This is a genomic window from Chloroflexota bacterium, from assembly GCA_040902225.1.
Classification (GTDB): Bacteria; Chloroflexota; Limnocylindria; order QHBO01; family QHBO01; genus CF-167.
On record JBBDXT010000007.1, the window covers coordinates 170,584 to 190,763 of the forward strand.

Below are 20,180 nucleotides of genomic sequence, written 5' to 3' on the forward strand. Positions count from 1 at the left end.
GGTGCGGCTCCGGACGGTCAGGGCAGGCCGGCGGCCGGCGCAGGCTGTTGCGAGGCCAGCCAAGCCGGTCGTCGGACTGACCTCACGGTCCGTAGAAGTACGTGGACATCACGCGCCGGACGAGTGGGGCGGCATCAGTGCCGCCTGTCGCCAGCCTGACGTGGACCAGCACGGTGGCGGCGGCGATCTCGGCGTTGCTCGCCGGCGCGTACGCGGGGAACCACGCATCTGGCCTGGGCGTGCCGGTCTCGGCGGTTCCACTCTTGCCGGCAGCCGGGATAGGGAATCCGGCAAAGGCGCGGTGAGCAGTGCCGTAGGGAAGCGTGATCACCGCGCGCAGCGTCTTCGTCAAATAGGCGAAGCTCTCGGGCTTTACGTTCACCTGGCGCGCCGCGCGGGGCTCGTTGCGCTCGAGGACCACTCCATCGGGTCGCGTGACGAGCGTCACTAGGCGCGGTACCCACAGCGTGCCTCCATTCCCGAACGCCGCGTAGGCGTTGGCCAGCTGGAGGGGAGTGCCAAGGAAGCTGCCCTGTCCGATGGCGAGCTGGATCTGGTCGAAGGGCCCGTACGGGCTGATCTGGCCGCCGCCCCGAGGGGTCAGGGAGAAGTAGCTTGCATTCGGGAGGATGCCGGGGTTGTCCGCAAGGTGGAGGATGCCGGTCGAGACGCCGAACCCGAACTCGGCGACCAGGTCGGGGAGCGCCGTCTGGTCTGCGTCCCAGACCCTGATCGAAAGCGGCATGTAGGTGGTGTTGCAGCTGAAGGCCATCGCCTCCTCGAGCGACACGCTCCCGCCCAGGGTGTGATCCAGATAGTTGTGGAAGGTGAATCCGCTGTAGGTCCAGGTGCCGAAGCAGGACATGCGGGTCGTAGGCGTCGCCACCCCGGTCTCCAGCGCGGCCAGCAGGGTGAAGGGCTTGAATGACGAGCCGGCCGGGTAGGCGGCGAGCGTCGCCTTGTTCAATGACGCGCCTTCGATGGGAGTTGGCAGAGGCTGACCGGCGAGGGTTGTGCCCAGGGTCATCGCGTTCGGGTTGAAGGCAGGCGCCGATGCGAGTGCCCAGACGTCGCCGGACTTCGGATCGAGCACGGCAGTGGCCGCGTCAGCGTACGGGGCCAGGGCGGCCTGGGCCGTGGCCTGAAGGTCCGGACGGATGGTGATCGTCACGTCGGCGCCAGGAACCATTGACCGTGTCAGAAGGGGTACCGGGTCCCCGGTGCGTGGCACAGCCGCCAGGGCAACTCCCGGCCTTCCCCGCAACAGCCGCTGCGCCCCCTGCTCGAGGCCGCTGCGTCCCATCGCCTCCCCCACCTGGTAGTCCCCCGTTGGTGGCAGTGTTGCCAGCTCAGCGGCAGTCACCGGAGTTACGTAGCCGACCGTCTGCCCAGCGAGCCACTCCTGCGGATACACGCGCGCCCCGTCCTCACGGTTTTCCGCCCAGATCGTGCCGGCGACGCCGACGATGCGGCCGCGCGGCGCGGCGGTGCGCTGCAGCGCCAGGGCGTCTCCGTCACCGAGGGCCGGGAAGAGGAGCGACGGGCTCCAGCGCGCCTCCCATCCCTGCGGCCCCCGGGTGAGCAGCAGCCGTGTGCGAATGGCCACCGTGCCAAATCGGTCCGTCTGGAAGGTGAGGCTCAAATGGACCGCGAAAGCGGGGACCGGGCCTTCGGCCGGGACGTCCGGGTGAGCGCTGCTGCGGATCGGGGGACCGGTCTCCCCAACCATGCTGGTCACACCGGCCAGCTCGTCGAATTGGCGGAGCAGGCGAATGATGACCGCGGGGATGTACCGCTTGCGGTCCTGCACGGCAACAAGATCGATCAGCTGTTCGTAGCGCCGTTCGCTCCATTCGGCCACGAACTGACGCGCAACGAGGCCGGCGGCGTCGGCTTCCGGGTCGCGTGGGGCTGCTGTAGCCGATGGCCCGGCGCTCGGGCTCGGCTCGGGCGGCGTTGGTGCGCATCCCGCCAGGACTGTCGCGGTGAGCAGGAGCATGGCGAGGCGCATCGTGACGCGCGAGCGGATCATCGGGCGAGCATCACCCGGCGAAAGCCCTCCGCCGCGGGGTAGCCGGCCCGCTCACCCAGCTCCTCGGCTCCCCGGCGCAGCCATCGAGCGGTCTCGCCAAAGTCGCGGAACTGGCTGGCGTGATGCGCCAGGGCCGCGATCTTGCGTTCAAGCGTGTCTCCGATATCCACCAGCTGGTTTGCCTCGTTGGTGCTCCACAGGAAGAGCTCGGCCACCTTCCAGGCAGCGAGGCCTGCGGCGAGGTGCTCCGGGAAGTTGAGCGGGTCGCGCGCGGTCGGGAAGACGGCGTCCACCACCACCGTCCCGACCGCCCGATGGTCGGGATGGTTGATCCACTCGTTGTTCACGAACAGGACGGTCGGGTCGTGGCTCATTACGATCTCGGGCTGAAAGGCTCGGATCGCGCGGGTGACCCGCTCGCGGAGCCGCAGGCTGGGCTCCACCTGGCCGTCCGGCTCGCCCAGGAACTCGACGTCGGTGACGCCGATCTCGGCGGCCGCGGCCCGCTGCTCTCCCTCTCGCAGGCTGGCCAGCGCGACCGGGTCCGTGGCCGCGTTGTCACTCCCCTTGTCGCCGCGCGTCATCAGCAGGTACTGCAACCTGGCCCCCTCGTCGATCCAGCGTGCGACCGTCCCCGCCGCGCCGAACTCGATGTCGTCTGGATGCGCGGCGACGACCAGGACGCGTTCGGGTGTCGGGAGCCGGTCGTTGGGCATCGGTCACTGGTGCGGGGCCGGATGAAGGTGGGCCGAATCCTACCAGTCGAGCGCCGGATCAGCGGTTAGCGGCCTCAGCCAGTGGAGTCGTGGCCGGAGCCACCAGCCGGACAAGCCTGTCCCGCGGCTCGGCAAGGGATGAGCTGGCCCAGTCCACGACCTCCGCATCGTGGCTGAAGAGGATCACCTGCCGGTCGGCGCTCAGCGCGTGGAGCACTTCCAGGATCCTGCGCTTGCGCTCCGGGTCGGACTGGGTCGTCACCTCATCGAGGAGGAGCGGAGCCCGCTCGTCGGTGGTGACCAGGTGCTCGGCCATCGCCACCCGCAGCAGCAGGTAGATCTGCTCACGGGTCCCCTCCGACAGCAAGCGAGCGTCGCGCCACTGGCCGGTGCGGGCCTCCCTGACGTCGACGGAGAGGTCCCGCGGGTTCATCCCCACCTCCACGTAGGCGCCGCCGGTGATCGCCGACAGGTGGCGCTGGACGGACTCGGTGAGGATCGGCGCGAGGTCGCGGTGGACCCGCCGTTCGGCGGCCTCGAGGAGGGCGAGCGTCTCGTCGATCACCGCAGCCAGCTCCTGGACACGCGCCAGCTCGGTGCGCGCCGCGTCCGAGCGCTCCTCCGCCTCGGCCACGTCAGGCAGCGTGGTGGCCAGCAGGCGAAGCTCCCCGGTGAGCGCGTCAACGGCCTCCTTGGCCCGCGACGCGTCGGAACGGGCAGATGCGACCGCAGCACTCGAGTCCGCCTTCGCGGGGAGAGATACCTGCTCGCCGGCCACGGCGAGCAGCCCGGTTGCCGCTTCATCGCGCCGAGCGGACTCTTCCTGGAGATCAACCAGGCTCCTGCCCGCCAGGAGTCCCTGCAATTCCTGCCATTCCCGGATCGCGACCTCGCTGGCACGGGCGATCTCGACCCGCTGTCCCTGCCACGCGGCGAGGCCGGCAGCCAGTGAGTCGGGCGCCCCTTCACTCTGCTCGCCGATGAGCCGCGCGGCCTCGCGAAGCGCGCTTTCGATTGCGGCGGCCGCCGCGACGGCGCGCTCCGCGCCCTCTTCGGCAGTCAGGCGCGCCTCGATCGCGCGCTGGAGGCCCTCCGACCCCGCCGATGCGCGAGCGAGATCGTCACGCTCGGCGCAGGCAGTCTCGTAGGCCGCGGTGGCCGCGCGCAGCTCACCGTCAGCAGCCGCTCCGCGGGCTGCCAGTGTCGCGCGCAATTGGCCCTCGCCCAGGCGAATCGCCTCTCGCAGGCGATCCGATCTGGCCTCTTGGTCAGCGGCCACGCCCGGATTCGATCCAGGGTCAGCGGCGGTTCGGCGGCTCGACCAGGCCCACGTCGCGATCACGAGCGCAACCGCGGCCAGTGCGATGCCCGGAAGGGCCTGGCCGAGGGTGATGAGGACCAGCCCCGCAACGCCGACGCCGGCCGCGACGAGGAGCGAAGGCCATGGCAAGGCTCCAGGTGTCGAGGGCCTGGACGACGGTGCTGGGATCTCCGTCGGTTCGACGTGGAGACGGAGCGCCTCTTCGGCGAGGTCGAGCGCCCGGGCGGCGTCGATGACAGATCGGTCCGGCCGGCGATCTCCGTCGGGTACGGTCGGCAGTGCGGCGAGCCGGGCCTGCAGCGCCGCGGCGGACGGTCCGGTGAGCGTGACCGGTGCAGGACGTCGACGCCACGCCTCGAGCGCAGCCGCCACCTCGTCGGCCAGCTCGTCGCGGCTCGCCAGAGCGGCCGGTGGCTCAGGGTGTGCCGCCGCCAGGACCGTCGCCCGCGCTGCCCGCGCCGCGAGGTCATCGGCTTCGCGCCGGGCCAGTCCCGCTTCAGCTGCAGCCAGCTGGCGACACGCGGCGAGGTGAGCACGCGAGGCATCTTCGAGCCTCGCCTCCCGGTCGAGGTAGTCGGCATGGATGCGGCGCGCCTCGGCCAACGCCGATTCAGCTGCCTCCTGCTCGCGCATGGCAGCCCACATCGGCCCGGTGGCTCCGACACGGACCGCTCCGACGGCCTCGCGGCGGAAAACCTTGAGCCGCTCGATCGCCTCGGCCGCGGTCGCATCGGTTCCATGGGTGGCGGCGGCGCGCTGCATATGGTCCTGCAGGGAGCCTGCGCTATCGGCCACGGCCATGATCTGGGCTTGGCTGACGGCGGCGACCGATGCGAACGACTCGCGATCGAGGCCGAGCCAGCGGGTCGCGTCCGGCGTCCCCTCGTTGATGATCTCCATCGAGACGTTGTCGCCCAATACCACGTCGCGCGCACGGGACTGGATCCGTCCGGCAAGGTCCTGGTTGATGTCGACGGTGCGGCCGTCGGCCAGGTGCAGGCGAGCCTCCACCTCCCAGCGCTCGGGCGAATCCCAGGGGCGGTGGCGCTCGATGACCGCCGCCGTCTCCTTCGTGCGTCCCGGCCCGCGGCGAACCCCGGTCAAAGCCAGCCGCGTGGCGGCGTGCCAGCTCGTCTTGCCGGCCTCGTTCGGGCCGCCGATGACAGTCATCCCCTCGCCCAGCTCGAGGGTCTCGTCGGTGAGGGGGCCGAAGGCGCGGGCGATCACCCGCTCGATCCACATGCTCAGGCCACTTCGAGGTCCGCGCGACCCTCAAGGGCGCGCAAGCCGGTGATCAGCACCTTGCGGCGACGGTCGTCATCGGTGATCGCGAGGGTGTCGCGCGCGAACTGGCCGCGCACCGTCGCCTCGGCGTGAATCGCCTCCAGGTCGTAGGAGGGCAGGAGGGCGGCGCTTCGCACGACGAAGCCGTCGAGGTGCTCGCCGAGCTCGGTCAGCGCTCGCGGATCCACCGGCAGCTCGGGTGGCACCTCGCCGCTGAGCATCACGCGCACCGAGCCGGCGAGCGGGGCGATCGTCATCGCGATCCGCTGGCGGACGTCATCGAGGTGGTGGCAGCCGTCCAGGGTGACCGTCAGGTCATGCACCTGGCTGACGGCGACCGATCGACGCTCGCGCGTCACCGTGCCGTCATCGGCGACGGTTGCCAGCACCACGCTCCGCCCATCCGACTCGCCGAACTCCAGGGGATCCGGGTTGCCTGGATACGTGTAGCGCTCGCGATCGCGCGCCACGTGGTAATGCCCCAGGAATGCGTGGGCGATGCCGGCCGCCTCGAGCTCGGCAGCGTCGAAGGGCGAATGCGGCTCCTTCCCCGATTCCTGGAACGGCAGGGCGCTGCGCTCCGAGGCATGGGCCAGGGCGAGGTGCACGCCCCCCCGATCGGCCCGGAAGTCGGCAAAGAAGGGACCCGTTCCGGCTGGGGCCTGATGGGCGGCGCCCCACAGCGTCAGGCCGTCAGCGAGCTCAACCGGGGTCAGCTGCGACTCCGTGAAGAGATGGACGTTCGGGCTCCAATCGACCAGCGCATACGGGCTGCGCGGCGAGTACCAGTCGTGGTTGCCCGGCGCGAGGTAGATCGGGAGACTCGTCCGGCCGAAGCTCTCGCGCAGGAAGGCGACAGTGTCGGGAGTAAAGCGATCGTGCTCGAACAGGTCGCCGGCACACAGGATGGCGTCGACGCCTTCGTCATCGGCAAGCTGGAGGATGCGGGTCATGGTCTCGCGGCGGTTCCGTCGCCGCAGCCGTGCGATCTCGGGACGCGCCCAGGCGAACGGCGCATCGAGGTGCAGGTCGGCGAAATGCAGGATCCGCATGATCGCCAAGCCTAGCCCCCTTCGCGACACCTAGGCCGTCGCGTTCGGACAGCCGAGACGGGGACTAGCTCGAGCGCTCCGAGATCAGCTGGTACCCGAAGACCGCGATCCCCGCCAGCAGGAAGAGGTGCAGCAGGCCACCGAGGCTGAAGCCGCCGATCAGGAGCAGGAACCAGGCGAGGACCAGGACGACCGGCAGCGACCGCCAGGCCAGGTGTTGCCAGGCGGGGCTCACGGCTCTTCCTGCCGCTCGTTGATGACCTGGACCACCAGCAGCACCGCCGCCACGACCAGCAGCAGGTTGACCAGCGGCCCCAGCCGCAGCAGAAGCCCGATGAACCAGGCCACCAGTGTCACGGCGATCCCGGTCCAGATCATGCCGCCAGCCGCTCCATCAGCAGGTCCACATGCTCGCCCGCCTTGACGCGCGGCAGGACATGCTCGATCCGGCCGTCCGGTCCGATGATGAAGGAGGTGCGCTCGATGCCCATGTACGTCTTCCCGGCGAACTTCTTCTCGACCCAGGTGCCGAACGCATCGGCCACCCCGTGCCCCTCGTCGGAGAGGAGCCGGAAGGGGAGGTCGTACTTGTCGCGGAACTTGACGTGGCGCTCGATCGAGTCGGGCGAGACGCCAAAGACCTCGACCCCGGTGGCGGTCACGCGCGCGAAATTGTCCCGCAGGCCGCATGCCTGCCTGGTGCAGCCGGGCGTGTCGTCCGCGGGGTAGAAGTAGATGACGTAGCGGTGTCCCACGAGGCTCTGGGTCGAGACCGTCGAGCCGTCGTCGGCGTGCATCTCGAAGGGCGGTACAGGGTCTCCCACCAGGGGCTGGGTCATGGTCGAATCGTACCTCACCCCATCTCCTCGATCGCCAGGAGGACCGGGGGCAGGTCGCGCGGAAGGAGGCGGTTGGCCAGGTCTGCCGCGACCTCGCCGATGAGCTCGTCACTCGCCTCAACCAGATCGTGACCTGCCCCCGGAACGAGCCGCGTCCCCGGTTCGTTGCCGGCGTCCGACAGGGCGGCCGCCAGGAGCGCCAATTCGTCTGGATCGGACCAGCTGTCGGCCTCGCCGTGAACGAGCGCAACGGACCGATGCAGCATGGTTGCCAGCGCCAGCGGCGGCGTGTGGATCGCCTGCTCGTACGGTGCCAGGGCCAGCGTCACGGTCCCGGCTCCGTGAAGCGGCAGGGTGAGGTTCGGCTCACGTCGCTCGGCATGCTCGATCAGCTCCTCGCTCCAGCGGTCGATGGCGACGACGATCGGGTGCTCGTGGTCCGTGCCCTCGCGGCCACGCGTTGCGGCGGCACGGCGCAGCGTCTCGCGCCACGACCGAGCCGAGGCCCCGATCAGGGTCAGGGCCGAGACGGCTGGATCACCGATCGCGACCGCCAGCGCGATCCCGGCCCCCTCGCCGTGCCCCACGATCCCGGATCGGCGCAGGTCGAGCTCCGAGCGGCCGCGCATGGCGGCGAGCAGGTCGCGGGCATCGTCGATCTTGGCGAAGAGGGTGACCTCTTCCCAGAGGCCCTCGGAAGCGCCGCACCCGCGCGGGTCGGCGCGCAGGGAGGCCACGCCGCGGCTGGCGAGCGCCTCGGCAAGGCGGGCAAGGAGGCCGGGCTGAGTCCCCGACGGGAGCGCCGCGAACCAGCCGGGATGGCCGATCCGATCGTAGGCGCCATCACGGTCGCGCGGCAGCCACGAGGGGAGCAGCAGGACATTCGGGTAGCGGCCGCTTCCGCCGTCGGGCGCCGGGCCGTCCGGCAGCAACAGGGTCGCCGCCAGGCCGGCGTCGCCGGCCCGGACGCGGAGCTCCTCCGAGCGGGGCATGCCACGAGGGTACACGCGCCTCAGACCCGGAGCGCAGAGCCGATCCCGAGCGCCGCTGCGCCGAGTGCGACCGCGGCGAGCAGCAGGCCCCAGTCGGCGATCCGCATGCGCTGCGGTCGGGCGATCGTGCGGCAGGGTGCCGCCCCAAAGCCGCGCGCCTCCATCGCCAGCGCCAGGCGCGTTGCGCGCCGCACCGCTCCGACCAGCAGCGCCAGCAGCTTTCCGAATGCGAGTCGCGCGGCGAGGAGGGGCGACCAGCCGGCGCTGACGCCGCGCGCCCGGCGCGCCATGCCCAGCAGCTGCCACTCGGCCGCGAGGATGGGCAGCATGCGGATCGCTGCCATCGCCCCGACTGCCAGGCGCGGTGAGAGGCGACCCTGCTGCTGCAGCGAATCGGCCAGGTCGGTCGGGTCGGTGGTGGCCAGCGCAATCACCCCGGAGAGCGCGATCCCCAGCAGCCGCAGCCCGAGCGCCAGGCCGGTCACGATGTCCGGGCCGCCGCGCGAGCCTGGAGCAAGCAGCACGTTCAGCACCCCCACCATGAGGGCGACGACGAGCAGCGGCCAGGTGCGGACAAGCAGCGTGCGCACCCCAAGGCCGGCGATCGGCAGGCTGGCCAGGATCCCCGCGAGCACGAGCGCGGGGGTGACCGGCCCCGACGCCAGGAACAGCACGGCCATCAGGATCGCGGCCGCACCCAGCTTGGCGACCGGGTTGGCCCCGGCCAGCGGGGCACGCGGGTCGGGTCGGAGAGGCGTGAAGCGCTTCATCTGGCCAACTCCAGCGTGCGGTCGGCGAGGGCATCGGCGAAGGGGAGGTCGTGCGTGACGAAGCAGATCGCCCGGCCCACGTCGCGTTGCCGGGAGAGCAGGTCGAGGAGCTCGACCGCCGTCCGCCGATCCTGGCCGAAGGTCGGCTCGTCGAGGACCAGGACCCTCGGCTCACCGACCATGGCGGTGGCGACCGAGAGGCGCCGCTTCTCGCCGCCGGAGAGGGTGAAGGGATTGGCCTCGGCCAGCGCACTGAGGTGGAGCCGCTCCATCAGCTCCGCCGCCTTCCGCGACGCCTCGACCGGGGAGGCGCGGTTCCGCAACGGGGCGAGGGTCAGCTCATCGCGGACGCTCCCCGCCAGGAACTGGTGCTCGGGATCCTGGAAGACGGAGCCGATGAATCGCGCCAGCCGATGCGCCGGCAGCCGCCAGATCGGCTGCCGATCGGGATCGGTCACCGATCCCGTTGTCGGGCGAAGGAGACCGCCCAGGAGGAGGGCCAGCGTGGACTTGCCCGACCCGTTCGGTCCCACGATGGCCAGAGCCTCCGAGGAGCGCACCGCCACATCGATTGGCCCCACCGCCAGCGACCTCTCCCCTGGGAAGCGGTAGCCAACCTGCTCCGCCACCAGCACCACCTCGGTCTCGGGGCGTTGGCGCCGGCCCGGTATCGGCAACGGGTGGTTCGACACCCAGATCCCCGCCGCCACCAGCTCATCGCCGCGGGTTGCGAACACCTCGGCCGGTGGCCCATCGGCTCGCACGCCGCCACCCGCCTCGAGGACGATGACGCGGTCGACCAGGTCGGCCGACTCGGCCACGCGATGCTCGACCAGCAGCATCGTCACCTCGCCGCCGCCGGGAAGCAGCCGGCGGATGGCGTCTCGCACCAGCGCGGCACCGTCCGGGTCCAGGTTCGCGGTGGGCTCGTCGAGGAGCAGCAACCGGGGGCGCAGCGCCAGGGCCGCAGCCAGCGCCAGCCGCTGCTGCTCGCCGCCGGAGAGAGCGTCGGTGGGGCGCTCCCGGCCGTACGGGAAGCCGACCATCTCGAGCGCCTCGTCGACCCGCGGCCAGATCTCGTTCGACGGGACGCATCGGTTCTCCAGGCCAAACGCGACCTCGTCGCCTGCACGCCCCATTACCAGGCTCGACTCGGGATCCTGGAACACGATCCCGGTCCGGTCGCGCGTGTTTCGAGGATCGAGCCCGTCGACGCGCAGCTCGCCCTCGGATTCACCGCCGCCGAGCAGGCCCGCCAGGCCGGCGAGGAGGGTCGACTTCCCCGAGCCCGATGCGCCGAGCAGCATCACCCGTTCCCCGGCCTCGATGCGCATGTCCAGGCCGCGCAGCGCCCAGGCACGACGACCGGCGTGCCGCCAGCCCCAGCCGCGCGCCTCGATCGCGACGGGCGCGCTCAGCGGCTCAGACCTCCGGCTGCTCGCGCGCTGCCGGGAAGGCGCTCAGCACGCCGGTGCGGACCAGTGCCCGCACCAGGAGCCAGCCACCGAGGCCGGCAACGACAGCCGCGCTCGGGATGACCAGTGCGGCGTAGAGAACCTGGAAATCGGCGGCCCAGTTCGGGTAGTAGATGACCAGGTCCAGCAACACCGCGGCTGCGCCCGCCGCTGCACCGGCGAGGAGCGAGATCGAAAGTCCCCAGCGCCGATACAGCCCCATCGCGAAGACGAGCTCGGCCGCGCCTCCCTGCATCAGACCGTAGACGATCGTCAGCAGGCCCCATGGCGCGCCGAAGAGCGCGGATGCAACGGCCGCCACCCCCTCTCCCAGCAGGGCGGCACCGGGTCGCCGGATCACGAGCGGAACCAGCACTGCCGGAAGCAGCCAGACGCCATACATGAAGCCCTGCAACGGCGGCACGGCGACAAAGGCCGGTGACGCGGCGGTCCACAGCAGGTTCCAGGCCTGGAAGACCGCCCCAAAGGCGACCGCCAATGCGGCGCCCAGCACGATGTCAACCGTCCTCCACTGCGCAGTCATACGCTCGGCTCCTTTCGCGTCTCGATGATCAGCAGCGTCCCGCGCTCGAGCGAGACCGATGCGGGTGCGCGCTCAACCTCGTTGGAGAGACCCCTGGAGCGACCGGATTGAAGCGTCTCCCCGGCGAGCGGGTAGCGCAGGCCGGCGGTTCGCACCCCCGCTGCGTCACCGTTCAGGGGGAGCAGGGTGACGAGGTCACCCGCGATCCCCGCCAGCTCGCGGCGGCTGCCACCCTGGAGGGCCTGCACGGTCGTGCCACCGCGGGTCATGCGAAGCTCGATGCCTTCCCACCGGGGGTCGACCAGCAGGAGCAGATTTGCCAGCTCATGATCCAGCCGCTCCCCGCCGAGCCCTCCGAGGATCACGACCTCGTCGGCGCCGCCGGCCACGGCCCGAGAAAGGGCGAGCTCGACATCCGAGGCATCCTTTTCGGCGGGATGCTTCTCGACCTCGACCCCCAGCGTCGCCAGGCGCTCAAGCAGGGCGGGGCCGATCGAGTCCATGTCACCGATCACCAGGTCTGGCAGCACCCCACAGCTGTCCAGCCACCCAGCACCGGAGTCGGCGGCGATCACCATCTCTGCGCCGGGCAGGTGGGTAGCGTCTTCCGAAGCGGCATCGCCGCCGGCGACCACGATTGCTTTCACTCCGACTCCCTTCGCTGGCATGACCCAGATCAGGTTCGAGGGTCTGCGGCCTTCCGCACTCTCAGCGCTTGCGCGCTCCCCTGTCGCTCTTGGGGTTGTCGTCGATGAGGGTAGCACGCACGCGATCCGACGCATTGACCGGGCGCATTGACCGGGGCGAGACGGCCGGGTACGGTCTGCCGGAGAACCTCCAGGAAGGAATCGCTGGGCCGATGAGTGCGCCGACGCTGAACCGCGACATTGATGCAGGGGCGATCGGCGAGCTGCGCCAGAAGCTGCGCGGGGACCTGATCACCCCCTCCGATGCGGCCTACGACCAGGCGCGGCAGGCCTGGAACGGGATGGTCGACAAGCACCCGGCACTGATCGTGCAATGCGCCGATGCGCCGGACGTGGCAACCGTGATCGAATTCGGTCGGAGCCAGGGATTGGAGCTCGGGGTGAAGTGCGGCGGGCACAGCGTCCTCGGCATGTCGATCCCCGACGGCGGTCTGATGATCGACCTCTCGCGCATGAACGAGGTCAGGATCGAGCCGGAGGCGCGGCTCGCCCACGTGGGTGGCGGGGCCCTGCTGGGCGACCTCGATCGAGCCAGCATGGAGCACGGACTCGCCACCACCGCCGGTAACGTCTCGCACACCGGCGTCGGGGGATTGACGCTGGGTGGCGGCATGGGCTGGCTGGCACGCCAGTTCGGGATGGCGTGTGACAACGTCGTCGAGTACGAGATTGTCACGGCCTCAGGAGAAACCCTGGCCGCATCGGCCGATGAGAACGCCGACCTGTTCTGGGGGCTGCGCGGCGGCGGCGGAAACTTTGGCGTGGTGACGAAGTTTACCTTCCGGCTGCACCCCATCGACGGGCAGGCGCTGGTGGTCGATTTCTTCTACCCGATCGAGCGTGCGAGAGACGTGCTGCGCTTCTTCCGCGAATTCGCGGCTGAGGCGCCGGCGCAGGCGACGCCGACGGCCTGGATCGGGACGACCCGTGAGTGGCCGTTCCTCCCGCCCGAGCTGTATTTCCAGGACCTGGTGAATGCCGGCTTCGTGTGGGTCGGCGATCCGGAGGAGGGGCGGGCCTTGCTTCCCCCCTTCCGAGCGGTTGCAGAGCCAGTCTCCGAGACTGTTGACGAGATGACCTACGTGGATCTCCAGTCGAGCAACGACGAGCCGATGGGCAACCAGCGAGGGCGCCGGTACATGAAGGGCCATTACCTTCGCGAGCTCAGCGACGAGGTGATCGAGGCCTTCATCGGCCGCGGCGGTGCAGGCGATCTGCTGCCAAACGCATCGCTGCAGGGTTACGGCGGCGCGATCAATCGGGTCGGGATCGACGCGAGCGCCTTCAGCCATCGGCATGCCAAGTTCGAGTTCCTCACCTTTGGGAGCTGGGACGACCCGGCCGAGGATGGCGCGCGGATGGCAGCCTCTCGCCGCTTCGGAGCGGCCATGGAGCCGTTCTCATCCGGCGTCTACGTCAACGTCCTGTCCGACGAAGGCGAGGCCGGAGTTCGGCACGCCTACCAGGCGGAGAGCCTGGCCCGCCTCACCGCGCTGAAAGACCGTTACGACCCCGACAACGTCTTTCACCTGAACCACAACATCACGCCATCCCACGGTAACCGCCTCAGGGCCGATCAACTCTGATCTCGATCGCCACGCGCCCGTCCTCCGTGCTGCGCGCCACCATCTGCCAGACCTCCCCCTCTGGCACCAGGAAGCGGATCACGGCGAAATCACCCCCCGGGTAGAGACCGACGAGGGGATACCCCGCGGCCGGTAGCGCCACGACATAGAAGTCGTATGCCGCAGCCCCAAGCCGGTCGCTCTCCCAGCGGGCGATGAGTCCTGGATCATCCTGCGACAGTGGCACCGACACCGCGCCGGGCATGACCGGGAAGGCGTCTGGCAGTTGCCTCCGCACCTCAGCCGAGCGGGACGTGCCGGCCGAGGTGGACGGGGAAGACCCGCGGGCCGGTGCGCCCGCGGACGGGGAGCCGGTCGCGGTCATCGAGCATCCCGCGGCCACGATGGCCAGCAGTACCAGGCCAGGGATGGTTGAGTGGCGCACGGTCATTCAGTTCGTCACCTTGATCGGAATGTAAAAGCCACCAAGTCGTTGGTGATCGAACCAGCGGATGCCATACGACTGCAGGTTGAAGGTCTCGGAGTAACTGCCCGGCGCGGGCGATCCCTTCAGGCCGAACGTGAACCGGCCGACTCCGTTCGGCCCCACGCTGGCGGCATCCACGAACGTCGGCATCCAGGTGTACGGCCAGTCGCTGGCCCGGAACACGGAAGCGTGGGCGGCGGGGTCCCACGTCGTCAGGTTGGTCCGCCCAACCGTTCCGCTGCTCCGCCACGTGCGACCGCCGGTATTGCGGAACTCGACCCAATGCGTAACGGTCAGCCCCTGGCGGATGATCTCGGTCCCGGCGTTGCTCTCGCGAACGTAGGCGGCGTCGAACGGGACACGACCGGGCCAGGTCGTCCAGCGCCGCTCCGCGAGCGGGTCCGTGGGCTTGTAGGCCTTGGCCGTGGAGTTCCAGACCAACAGCTCGAAATGCAGGTGCGCGCCGTGGCAGATGCCGCTGCACCCCGATCGCCCGATCCGATGGCCGGCAGGTACGGCCTGCCCGACCCAGACCGCCGTCCCTCCATCGGTTGTGCTGGCCAGGTGGTAGTAGAGGGTCTGCCGTCCATCGGCGTGCTTGAGCCTCACAAAGTTACCGAACGACCCGAACTGCGTGGTCCCGTAGCCCCCCTCGAAGTCCACGACGGTCCCGTCCTTGGCGGCCGCAATCTCGGTGCGGACAGCCATCGGGTAGTCGACTCCCGTGTGCTGGTCGTAGACCCGTCCCCAATGCGGCTGTCCGTCATTCCAGACCTGCCCGGTCCAGTCAAGCTGACGATTCAGCGTTCGATCGCGGTCGACCCCGTAGCTCATGGTCACGGTCGGGTCGTAGAACGGAAGCGTGTAGTCGTCTGCGGCGAGAACCGAGCCGCTGCTGATTGCGATGATCGCGATTTGAAGGAGGACCGATGCCGCCGCGCGGCATAACAGGCGGGTCATGGCAGGCACCACGCCGAAGCGGCAAAGCCGGCTGGCTCGTCGGCCACGACCAGCACCGACCCGTCAACGTCGAGTGCCAGCGATTGATCCCCGCGCCGTATCAGGAGCGCAGATCCATCCGGACTGAAGCACGGGCGCGATCCGGCGGCGACACGGCGCGGGCCGGGACCCGCCGGGTCACGGACGTAGATCCCCCCGCCGCTGCGCTCGAACGCGATACGGCCGTTCCCTGCCACGGCAACATTGACGGCGCCGACGCCGAGGTCGACCAGCAAACTCTCCCCCGCGCTGGTGAGCCGATGAACCTCGGTGCCGGCCGGGTCGTGCGCCACGACCGCCAGGTCGCCGTCGTCGAGCGGAAAGACTGCGTACACCAGCTCCTGCGCGGAGATAAGGGTGACGGAACCAGCGGCCGGCGTGACGCGCACGAGCCGCGACTCGTATGGAGCCTCAACCGACGGGACCGCGATCACCAGGAGCGATCCATCGCCATCGATGAGCGGAGAGCCGATGAAGGGACCCTCGGCCAGGAGCGCAGTGTGGCCGGAGGTGGCATCGACCCGCCACAGGGCGCCGCGACCGTCGATCACCGCCAGCCACGTGCCGTCGGTGGCGAACGACGCCGCCAGCAGGCCGGTCATCCCGATGCGGAGCTGCTCACCGTCGGAATCCGCCAGCGTGAGGGATCCGGACGCCTCGCCAAGCTGGTCGGCAAGCGCGACCTTGCCACCGTCCGCCGAGACGGCAAGCAGGCTCATGCCGGTCGTCGATGACTCAACCTCGACAAGGGTTGAGCCACCGACGGGCCGCTGGATCAGGTGAATCGCCGATCCCGTCCGCTCGGCGTCCGCGGCGCTCACGCGCGCGACGCCGGCCGGCAGCTCGGCTGACGCGACGCCCATCGCCAGCAGGCCGAGGATGAGGGGAGCGGCAAGGTAGGCGGCAATGCGCGGATTGCCGGCCGGGTAGCGGCGCGCGATGGCGCCTTGGGACGGGGACATGGAGACCTCCGTAAGCGTTGAGGAACGACCGCTGACGACAAACGCTCCGGTGGCGACTGACCTCCATGAGTGGGACGACGACGGCTGCGAGCCTAGCCACCGCCCCTTACCGCAGACTTATCGGGACATGACTGGTCCCAGATGCCCCCCCCGCTGATGCTTCCCGGCTGGCTCGCGCTCGGCGGCGTCCTGCTGCTGGGACTCGGGCTTGTCCTCATCCGCCGCTCCGGGGCTCGACCGGCGATCGGCCGGCGGCTGGCCGGTGCCCGTCAGCTCCGCGTTGGGCAGCTGCTCGACCTCGCGCCAGGGGATCCGTTGCCCCAACGCCCGGTGCGGGTCCTCGGCCGCATCAGGTGTGCCGAACCGATCGTCACCTCGCAGCACGACAGGCTGGTCGCCTTCCATCGGGACGTGGAGGTGGCGGCGCCGCGTGGCGGGTGGAGGAGCATCGAACGGCTGCGCGAGACCCGCTCCTTCGAGCTGTGGGACCAGGACGGATCGCTCCAGGTCGATCCCGCCCAGGCGGCCGAGCCGCTGGTCGTGCTGCCGCACGTGTGGGCAGGGTCGGCCGCGGAGCTGGACGAGTCCTACGCGGGTGCGCTGGAGCGCGTCGCGGCTGAGCAGGGTCGCCCTCTCCATGCGCGAGCCACGACCCGGATGGTCAGCGTCGTCGACCGGCTGCTGCTGCTGGCGGCGGTCACGCGCGATACGGATGGCCGCGTGGCCCTGGCTGCGCCACCCGGCGGATACGTCATGAGCGCGCTGGAGCTCGACGATGCGATGCGGCTGCTGGGCGGCCCGCACCCGCGGCTGATGCTGACCGGGACCGCGGCCGTGGCGCTGTCGGGGGTGCTGCTGATCGCCGCAGCGCTCCTGCTGGTCGGCGGGCTCGTCGCCTCCTGACCGCCTCGCGCCCGGCGGGTACGGGGGCGATGGGGTACGAACGGGGTATCGAGCCGAGAGCTACCCAATTCTACCATCCGCTGCACGGGACTTACCAGAAGTTCCAAATGACTGCAGAGCAGGAGCGAAGAGTGGCGCACGCAGCGCGCGACCGCGCAGAGGGCCAGGAGGCCCTGGTCAGCGTTGCCCAGGCTGCCGCGCTGCTGGGCGTGCATCCCAACACGGTCCGCTCCTGGAGCGACGCCGGCAGGCTGCCCGCGTACCGGATCAATGCGCGCGGGGACCGGCGCTATCGCAGCGGCGACGTTCAGCGGCTCCTGGCGGAGGGCACCGCATCGGATTCGCCGCCGCCCGTGGAACGCCGGACCGACGCCGAGCTCGCGGTCCTGGCCCGGCTGACCGGACCCGGTGCCTCGGCCAATGCCACCGCCGTCTGCCGGACCGCCGTCGAGGCGCTCCGTTCACACCTACGCATCGCACGGGTCGCCGCCTACCTCACCCGGGAAGGTGGCGACGGCCAGCTTCAGCTCGAGACCCACGCGGGATACCAGGTCTCCCCTGCGGAGACCCTCGATCCCGCCGGCGCCGATCTGGCGGAGGAAGGCAGCCCGTTAGCCGACATCGTGGTCGGGCCGCTCCGTCGCCAGCTCGCGCTGCGGGCGGGCGGTGACATCATCGGGACGCTCATCCTCGAGGACGACCCGGATGGCCCCCTGGCGGGCGTGGCGCTCGCCTTCCTGCGAACCGTCGCGACGGCCGTGGCTGCCAATGTCCTCACTGCGCGCGCACTTGGTCGCGCCAAGCGCGAGGTGACGCGATCACGTGCCTTGCGTCACGTTGCCCAGGAGCTCGCCGGTCAGCTCGACCTGAGCACGGTCCTGGACGACATCGTCGACCGCACTCGCACGCTGTTCGACGCCGACAAGGCCGGCCTGTGGCTGGTCGAGGAGGGTGAATTCCCGTTCCACGTCGCGGCCGTGCGAGGCCTTGGCGAGGGCTTCCTGGCGAAGACACGGGCGCTGACCTGGGAGAGCACCACGGTGGGCGTCCAGGCCGCCAAGGAGCGCCGCAGCATCGTCGTGCGCAACGCCGATACCCGAGCAGGTGTCGGCGCCATGCAGCAGCACTACCGCGACGAGGGGATCAAGACTTCCTGCCTCGTGCCGTTGGTGAATCATGACCAGGCGCTGGGCCTCATCGGCCTGTTCCACACGCGGGACCGGGAGTGGCCGGACGACGAGGTCGCCCTGGCGCAGTCGTTCGCCAATCAGGCCGCGGTTGCGATCAGCAACGCGCGCCTCTACCGCTCGGTGGCGGACCAGGCCGCCCGCATTCGGTCGATCCAGGACCTCTCCTCCAGGCTCAACCGCCTGACCGATGTCCAGGCGATCGCCGACGCGATCGTCGCGGAGGCGAGCACCCTGGCCGCCTACCACGACATCCGCGTCTACGTGGTGAACTGGGAGGATGGCTTCTGCGAGCCGATCGCCTACACCGATCGGCTGCTCGGCGAGGGCGACTTCCACGAGCGCCTGAAGGTCGCCATCGGCGAGGGCTCGTTCACCGGCTGGGTTGCCGAGCACGGGGAGCCGCTGCTGATCAACGACGCGCTCAACGACATGCGCGGACACACCATCGAGGGAACCGACGACATCGAGGAGTCGATGCTTGTGGTGCCGATGCTCTTCGAGGGTCGCGCCGTCGGCGTGGTTGCCCTGTCGAAGCTCGGCAAGGACCAGTTCAGCAACGACGACCTGCAGACGATGCTGATCTTCGCCGGCTATGCCGCACAGGCGATCACGAGCGCGTCGGCCTACGAGCGGATGGAGCTGCAGTCGACCGAGCTTGCCCGACAGCTCCAGTCGCAGCGCCGCCTGCTGGAGATCAATGAGCGCCTGCTGTCGACCCTCGACCAGCAGCACGTGCTCGATACGATCGCCGACGGCCTGCGCTCGGTCGTCCACTTCGACAACCTGTCGATCTATCGAGCGGACCACCAGAACCGGGTGATGGTGCCTGTCCTGACGCGGGAGCGGCACGCCGAGCAGGTCATGCGCTTCCTCGCACCATTCGGGCGCGGCCTGATGGGCTGGGCGGTCGAGCACGCGGAGCCGTTGCTTGCCAACGACGCGCTGAACGACCCGCGGGCGATGCAGATCCCGGGCACCCCTCCCGAACCAGAGGCGCTGGCGATCGTGCCGCTGGTGAGCGACGGCGAGGTGATCGGCTGCATGAACATCTCCCGCATCGGCGGCGAGGAGAACTACTTCAGTGAGCAGGACTTCGAGCTGGTCAAGCTCTTCGCCGGCCAGGCGTCCATCGCCCTGCGCAACGCGGACACGCATCACGCCGTCAGCCAGCGAGCCGACACCGATGCCCTGACCGGGCTCGGAAACCATGGATCCTTCCAGCGCACCCTAGGCGAGCTGGCGAGTGATTTCGCCGCCGAGCCTGGAACGCGCCGGGGCAAGGGGGCGCGGAGCAAGCAGCGCCCCATCTCGCTGCTCATGATGGATCTCGACGCATTCAAGGGGTACAACGACCGCCTCGGCCACCCGGCGGGTGATGCGCTGCTGCACGCGGTCGGGACCGCGATCTACGGCGCAGCCCGCAGCGACGACCGGGTCTACCGCTATGGCGGCGACGAGTTTGCCCTGATCCTGCCCGCGGTCGATGCCGATGCCGCCGCCGCGATCGGCGAGCGCGCGCGCCAGGCGGTCTTACGACTCACCGTGCACGACCCGTCGCCGGTCACCATCTCGATCGGCGTTGCGACCCTGCCCGGCGACGCCAATGACAAGAATGAGCTGATCGCCGCCGCTGATATCGCCCTCTACCATGGAAAGCAGTCGGGCGGCGACCGCGTCACGCGCGCCTCCGACGTACCCGGCGAGATGCGCGACCTTCGCGACACCCTCGATCGGTCGGCGCGCACGGCGCTGCTCCGTCCGCCGGATGGCGTGGTCGAGGCTGACCCAGGCCAGGCACATCGCGGATCAGGGACGCCGATCATCTCAGGCACGGACGAAGGGGTGATCGATGCCCTGCTGGCTCTCGCCCGCTCCATCGACATGCGGGATCCCGCGGGGCGTGGCCACACCGAGCGGGTGGCCATCCTCTCCGGCAGGCTCGCGAACCAGCTCGGCATCCATGCCCAACAGAGGACCGAGATCGAGCTCGCGGCTCGGCTGCATGCGCTCGACCTGGTCGGTGCCGCCGAGCTCGAGGCGATTCGTTCGCTGCGTCCCGCGGCGGTCCTCGTCCGCCAGCACCGCGCCGCCATGAACCCGCAGGAGGCCCTGATCGGTTCGCAGATCGTCTCGGTGGCCGATGCCTACGACTCGCACCTCAGCGGCATGGACGGGAAGCGGCGTGGCCGCGCCACGGCCCTGGCCGCCATGCGGTCCGAGGTCGGGACGCGCTACCGAGCCGAGGTGGTGGAGGCGCTCGCCACCGTGGTTGCCGCCCGCACTGGTGGCGGGCAGCAGCGCCGGCGGAGCGACCGGCAGGCCCGCGAACGGGGAGCCGCCTGACCCGCCAAGGTCCGCGCCGG

The 20,180-nt window shown here is 70.2% G+C and carries 18 protein-coding genes and 1 riboswitch; of the genes, 3 read left to right on the forward strand and 15 right to left on the reverse strand.

Translation table 11 applies throughout. The features are described from left to right. Nucleotides 1-82: 82 nt before the first annotated feature. The 12 genes from WEB29_09510 to WEB29_09565 all read right to left on the reverse strand — a co-directional run bounded on the left by WEB29_09510 (nt 83) and on the right by WEB29_09565 (nt 11,672). The gene (locus WEB29_09510; GenBank protein MEX2137165.1) at nt 83-2,032 is read right to left on the reverse strand and encodes a penicillin-binding transpeptidase domain-containing protein; all 1,950 of its coding nucleotides are present in this window, start codon (nt 2,030-2,032) and stop codon (nt 83-85) included. Next, nucleotides 2,029-2,748: a PIG-L deacetylase family protein gene (locus WEB29_09515; protein MEX2137166.1), complete on the reverse strand. Its 720-nt coding sequence runs from the start codon at nt 2,746-2,748 to the stop codon at nt 2,029-2,031. Before WEB29_09515 ends, WEB29_09510 begins: the two co-directional genes overlap by 4 nt. Before the next feature lie 58 nt (nt 2,749-2,806). After that, nucleotides 2,807-5,311 carry an AAA family ATPase gene (locus WEB29_09520; protein MEX2137167.1) on the reverse strand — a complete coding sequence of 835 codons (2,505 nt, stop codon included), beginning with the start codon at nt 5,309-5,311 and terminating at the stop codon, nt 2,807-2,809. A 2-nt stretch (nt 5,312-5,313) separates the two neighbouring features. Then, a complete protein-coding gene (locus tag WEB29_09525) occupies nt 5,314-6,405 on the reverse strand; it encodes a metallophosphoesterase (protein ID MEX2137168.1) in 1,092 nt (363 codons plus the stop codon). A gap of 64 nt (nt 6,406-6,469) precedes the next feature. Continuing rightward, nucleotides 6,470-6,640 carry a hypothetical protein gene (locus WEB29_09530; protein ID MEX2137169.1) on the reverse strand — a complete coding sequence of 57 codons (171 nt, stop codon included), beginning with the start codon at nt 6,638-6,640 and terminating at the stop codon, nt 6,470-6,472. After that, a complete protein-coding gene (locus WEB29_09535) occupies nt 6,637-6,783 on the reverse strand; it encodes a DUF5670 family protein (GenBank protein MEX2137170.1) in 147 nt (48 codons plus the stop codon). The genes WEB29_09530 and WEB29_09535 overlap by 4 nt, the downstream gene beginning before the upstream one ends. Next, nucleotides 6,780-7,244: a thioredoxin-dependent thiol peroxidase gene (gene bcp / locus WEB29_09540; GenBank protein ID MEX2137171.1), complete on the reverse strand. Its 465-nt coding sequence runs from the start codon at nt 7,242-7,244 to the stop codon at nt 6,780-6,782. Before bcp ends, WEB29_09535 begins: the two co-directional genes overlap by 4 nt. Nucleotides 7,245-7,258: 14 nt before the next feature. Beyond that, a complete protein-coding gene (locus WEB29_09545) occupies nt 7,259-8,236 on the reverse strand; it encodes an alpha/beta fold hydrolase (protein ID MEX2137172.1) in 978 nt (325 codons plus the stop codon). Nucleotides 8,237-8,256: 20 nt separating this feature from the next. Then, nucleotides 8,257-9,006: an energy-coupling factor transporter transmembrane component T gene (locus WEB29_09550; protein ID MEX2137173.1), complete on the reverse strand. Its 750-nt coding sequence runs from the start codon at nt 9,004-9,006 to the stop codon at nt 8,257-8,259. Continuing rightward, nucleotides 9,003-10,406, reverse strand: a complete 1,404-nt coding sequence (locus tag WEB29_09555; protein ID MEX2137174.1) for an ATP-binding cassette domain-containing protein — start codon at nt 10,404-10,406, stop codon at nt 9,003-9,005. Before WEB29_09555 ends, WEB29_09550 begins: the two co-directional genes overlap by 4 nt. A gap of 22 nt (nt 10,407-10,428) precedes the next feature. After that, the gene (locus WEB29_09560) at nt 10,429-11,004 is read right to left on the reverse strand and encodes an ECF transporter S component (protein MEX2137175.1); all 576 of its coding nucleotides are present in this window, start codon (nt 11,002-11,004) and stop codon (nt 10,429-10,431) included. Next, the gene (locus WEB29_09565; protein ID MEX2137176.1) at nt 11,001-11,672 is read right to left on the reverse strand and encodes a thiamine diphosphokinase; all 672 of its coding nucleotides are present in this window, start codon (nt 11,670-11,672) and stop codon (nt 11,001-11,003) included. The genes WEB29_09560 and WEB29_09565 overlap by 4 nt, the downstream gene beginning before the upstream one ends. Beyond that, nucleotides 11,641-11,743: riboswitch (TPP riboswitch) on the reverse strand. Its footprint overlaps the gene before it by 32 nt. Before the next feature lie 120 nt (nt 11,744-11,863). On the opposite strand from WEB29_09565, the gene WEB29_09570 reads away from it, so the two are divergent. Then, on the forward strand, nt 11,864-13,297 hold the full coding sequence (locus tag WEB29_09570; protein MEX2137177.1) for an FAD-binding oxidoreductase: 1,434 nt from the start codon (nt 11,864-11,866) through the stop codon (nt 13,295-13,297). Here WEB29_09570 and WEB29_09575 read toward each other — a convergent pair. Genes WEB29_09575 through WEB29_09585 form a run of 3 tightly spaced genes read right to left on the reverse strand, consistent with a single transcriptional unit; the run spans nt 13,278 to nt 15,724 of the window. Beyond that, nucleotides 13,278-13,727 carry a hypothetical protein gene (locus tag WEB29_09575; GenBank protein ID MEX2137178.1) on the reverse strand — a complete coding sequence of 150 codons (450 nt, stop codon included), beginning with the start codon at nt 13,725-13,727 and terminating at the stop codon, nt 13,278-13,280. The two genes, WEB29_09570 and WEB29_09575, sit on opposite strands and share 20 nt — an antisense overlap. Continuing rightward, a complete protein-coding gene (locus tag WEB29_09580; protein ID MEX2137179.1) occupies nt 13,728-14,723 on the reverse strand; it encodes a M23 family metallopeptidase in 996 nt (331 codons plus the stop codon). It abuts the gene before it with no gap. Then, nucleotides 14,720-15,724 carry a hypothetical protein gene (locus tag WEB29_09585; protein ID MEX2137180.1) on the reverse strand — a complete coding sequence of 335 codons (1,005 nt, stop codon included), beginning with the start codon at nt 15,722-15,724 and terminating at the stop codon, nt 14,720-14,722. The genes WEB29_09580 and WEB29_09585 overlap by 4 nt, the downstream gene beginning before the upstream one ends. A 141-nt stretch (nt 15,725-15,865) precedes the next feature. Here WEB29_09585 and WEB29_09590 point away from each other — a divergent pair, with 141 nt between their 5' ends. Then, nucleotides 15,866-16,627, forward strand: coding sequence for a hypothetical protein (locus WEB29_09590; GenBank protein MEX2137181.1), 762 nt, complete (start codon nt 15,866-15,868; stop codon nt 16,625-16,627). A 107-nt stretch (nt 16,628-16,734) separates the two neighbouring features. Further along, nucleotides 16,735-20,160, forward strand: a complete 3,426-nt coding sequence (locus WEB29_09595) for a GAF domain-containing protein (protein ID MEX2137182.1) — start codon at nt 16,735-16,737, stop codon at nt 20,158-20,160. Nucleotides 20,161-20,180 lie beyond the last annotated feature (20 nt).

Excerpts from the sequence above, each read along its gene's own strand:
- WEB29_09550 (MEX2137173.1), bottom strand. The coding sequence starts at position 9,006 with ATGAAGCGCTTCACGCCTCTCCGACCCGACCCGCGTGCCCCGCTGGCC.
- WEB29_09520 (MEX2137167.1), bottom strand. The coding sequence starts at position 5,311 with ATGTGGATCGAGCGGGTGATCGCCCGCGCCTTCGGCCCCCTCACCGAC.
- WEB29_09595 (MEX2137182.1), top strand. The coding sequence starts at position 16,735 with ATGACTGCAGAGCAGGAGCGAAGAGTGGCGCACGCAGCGCGCGACCGC.
- WEB29_09585 (MEX2137180.1), bottom strand. The coding sequence starts at position 15,724 with ATGTCCCCGTCCCAAGGCGCCATCGCGCGCCGCTACCCGGCCGGCAAT.
- WEB29_09535 (MEX2137170.1), bottom strand. The coding sequence starts at position 6,783 with ATGATCTGGACCGGGATCGCCGTGACACTGGTGGCCTGGTTCATCGGG.
- WEB29_09575 (MEX2137178.1), bottom strand. The coding sequence starts at position 13,727 with ATGACCGTGCGCCACTCAACCATCCCTGGCCTGGTACTGCTGGCCATC.
- WEB29_09525 (MEX2137168.1), bottom strand. The coding sequence starts at position 6,405 with ATGCGGATCCTGCATTTCGCCGACCTGCACCTCGATGCGCCGTTCGCC.
- WEB29_09565 (MEX2137176.1), bottom strand. The coding sequence starts at position 11,672 with ATGCCAGCGAAGGGAGTCGGAGTGAAAGCAATCGTGGTCGCCGGCGGC.
- WEB29_09570 (MEX2137177.1), top strand. The coding sequence starts at position 11,864 with ATGAGTGCGCCGACGCTGAACCGCGACATTGATGCAGGGGCGATCGGC.
- WEB29_09590 (MEX2137181.1), top strand. The coding sequence starts at position 15,866 with ATGCCCCCCCCGCTGATGCTTCCCGGCTGGCTCGCGCTCGGCGGCGTC.
- WEB29_09515 (MEX2137166.1), bottom strand. The coding sequence starts at position 2,748 with ATGCCCAACGACCGGCTCCCGACACCCGAACGCGTCCTGGTCGTCGCC.
- bcp (MEX2137171.1), bottom strand. The coding sequence starts at position 7,244 with ATGACCCAGCCCCTGGTGGGAGACCCTGTACCGCCCTTCGAGATGCAC.
- WEB29_09580 (MEX2137179.1), bottom strand. The coding sequence starts at position 14,723 with ATGACCCGCCTGTTATGCCGCGCGGCGGCATCGGTCCTCCTTCAAATC.
- WEB29_09510 (MEX2137165.1), bottom strand. The coding sequence starts at position 2,032 with ATGATCCGCTCGCGCGTCACGATGCGCCTCGCCATGCTCCTGCTCACC.
- WEB29_09545 (MEX2137172.1), bottom strand. The coding sequence starts at position 8,236 with ATGCCCCGCTCGGAGGAGCTCCGCGTCCGGGCCGGCGACGCCGGCCTG.
- WEB29_09560 (MEX2137175.1), bottom strand. The coding sequence starts at position 11,004 with ATGACTGCGCAGTGGAGGACGGTTGACATCGTGCTGGGCGCCGCATTG.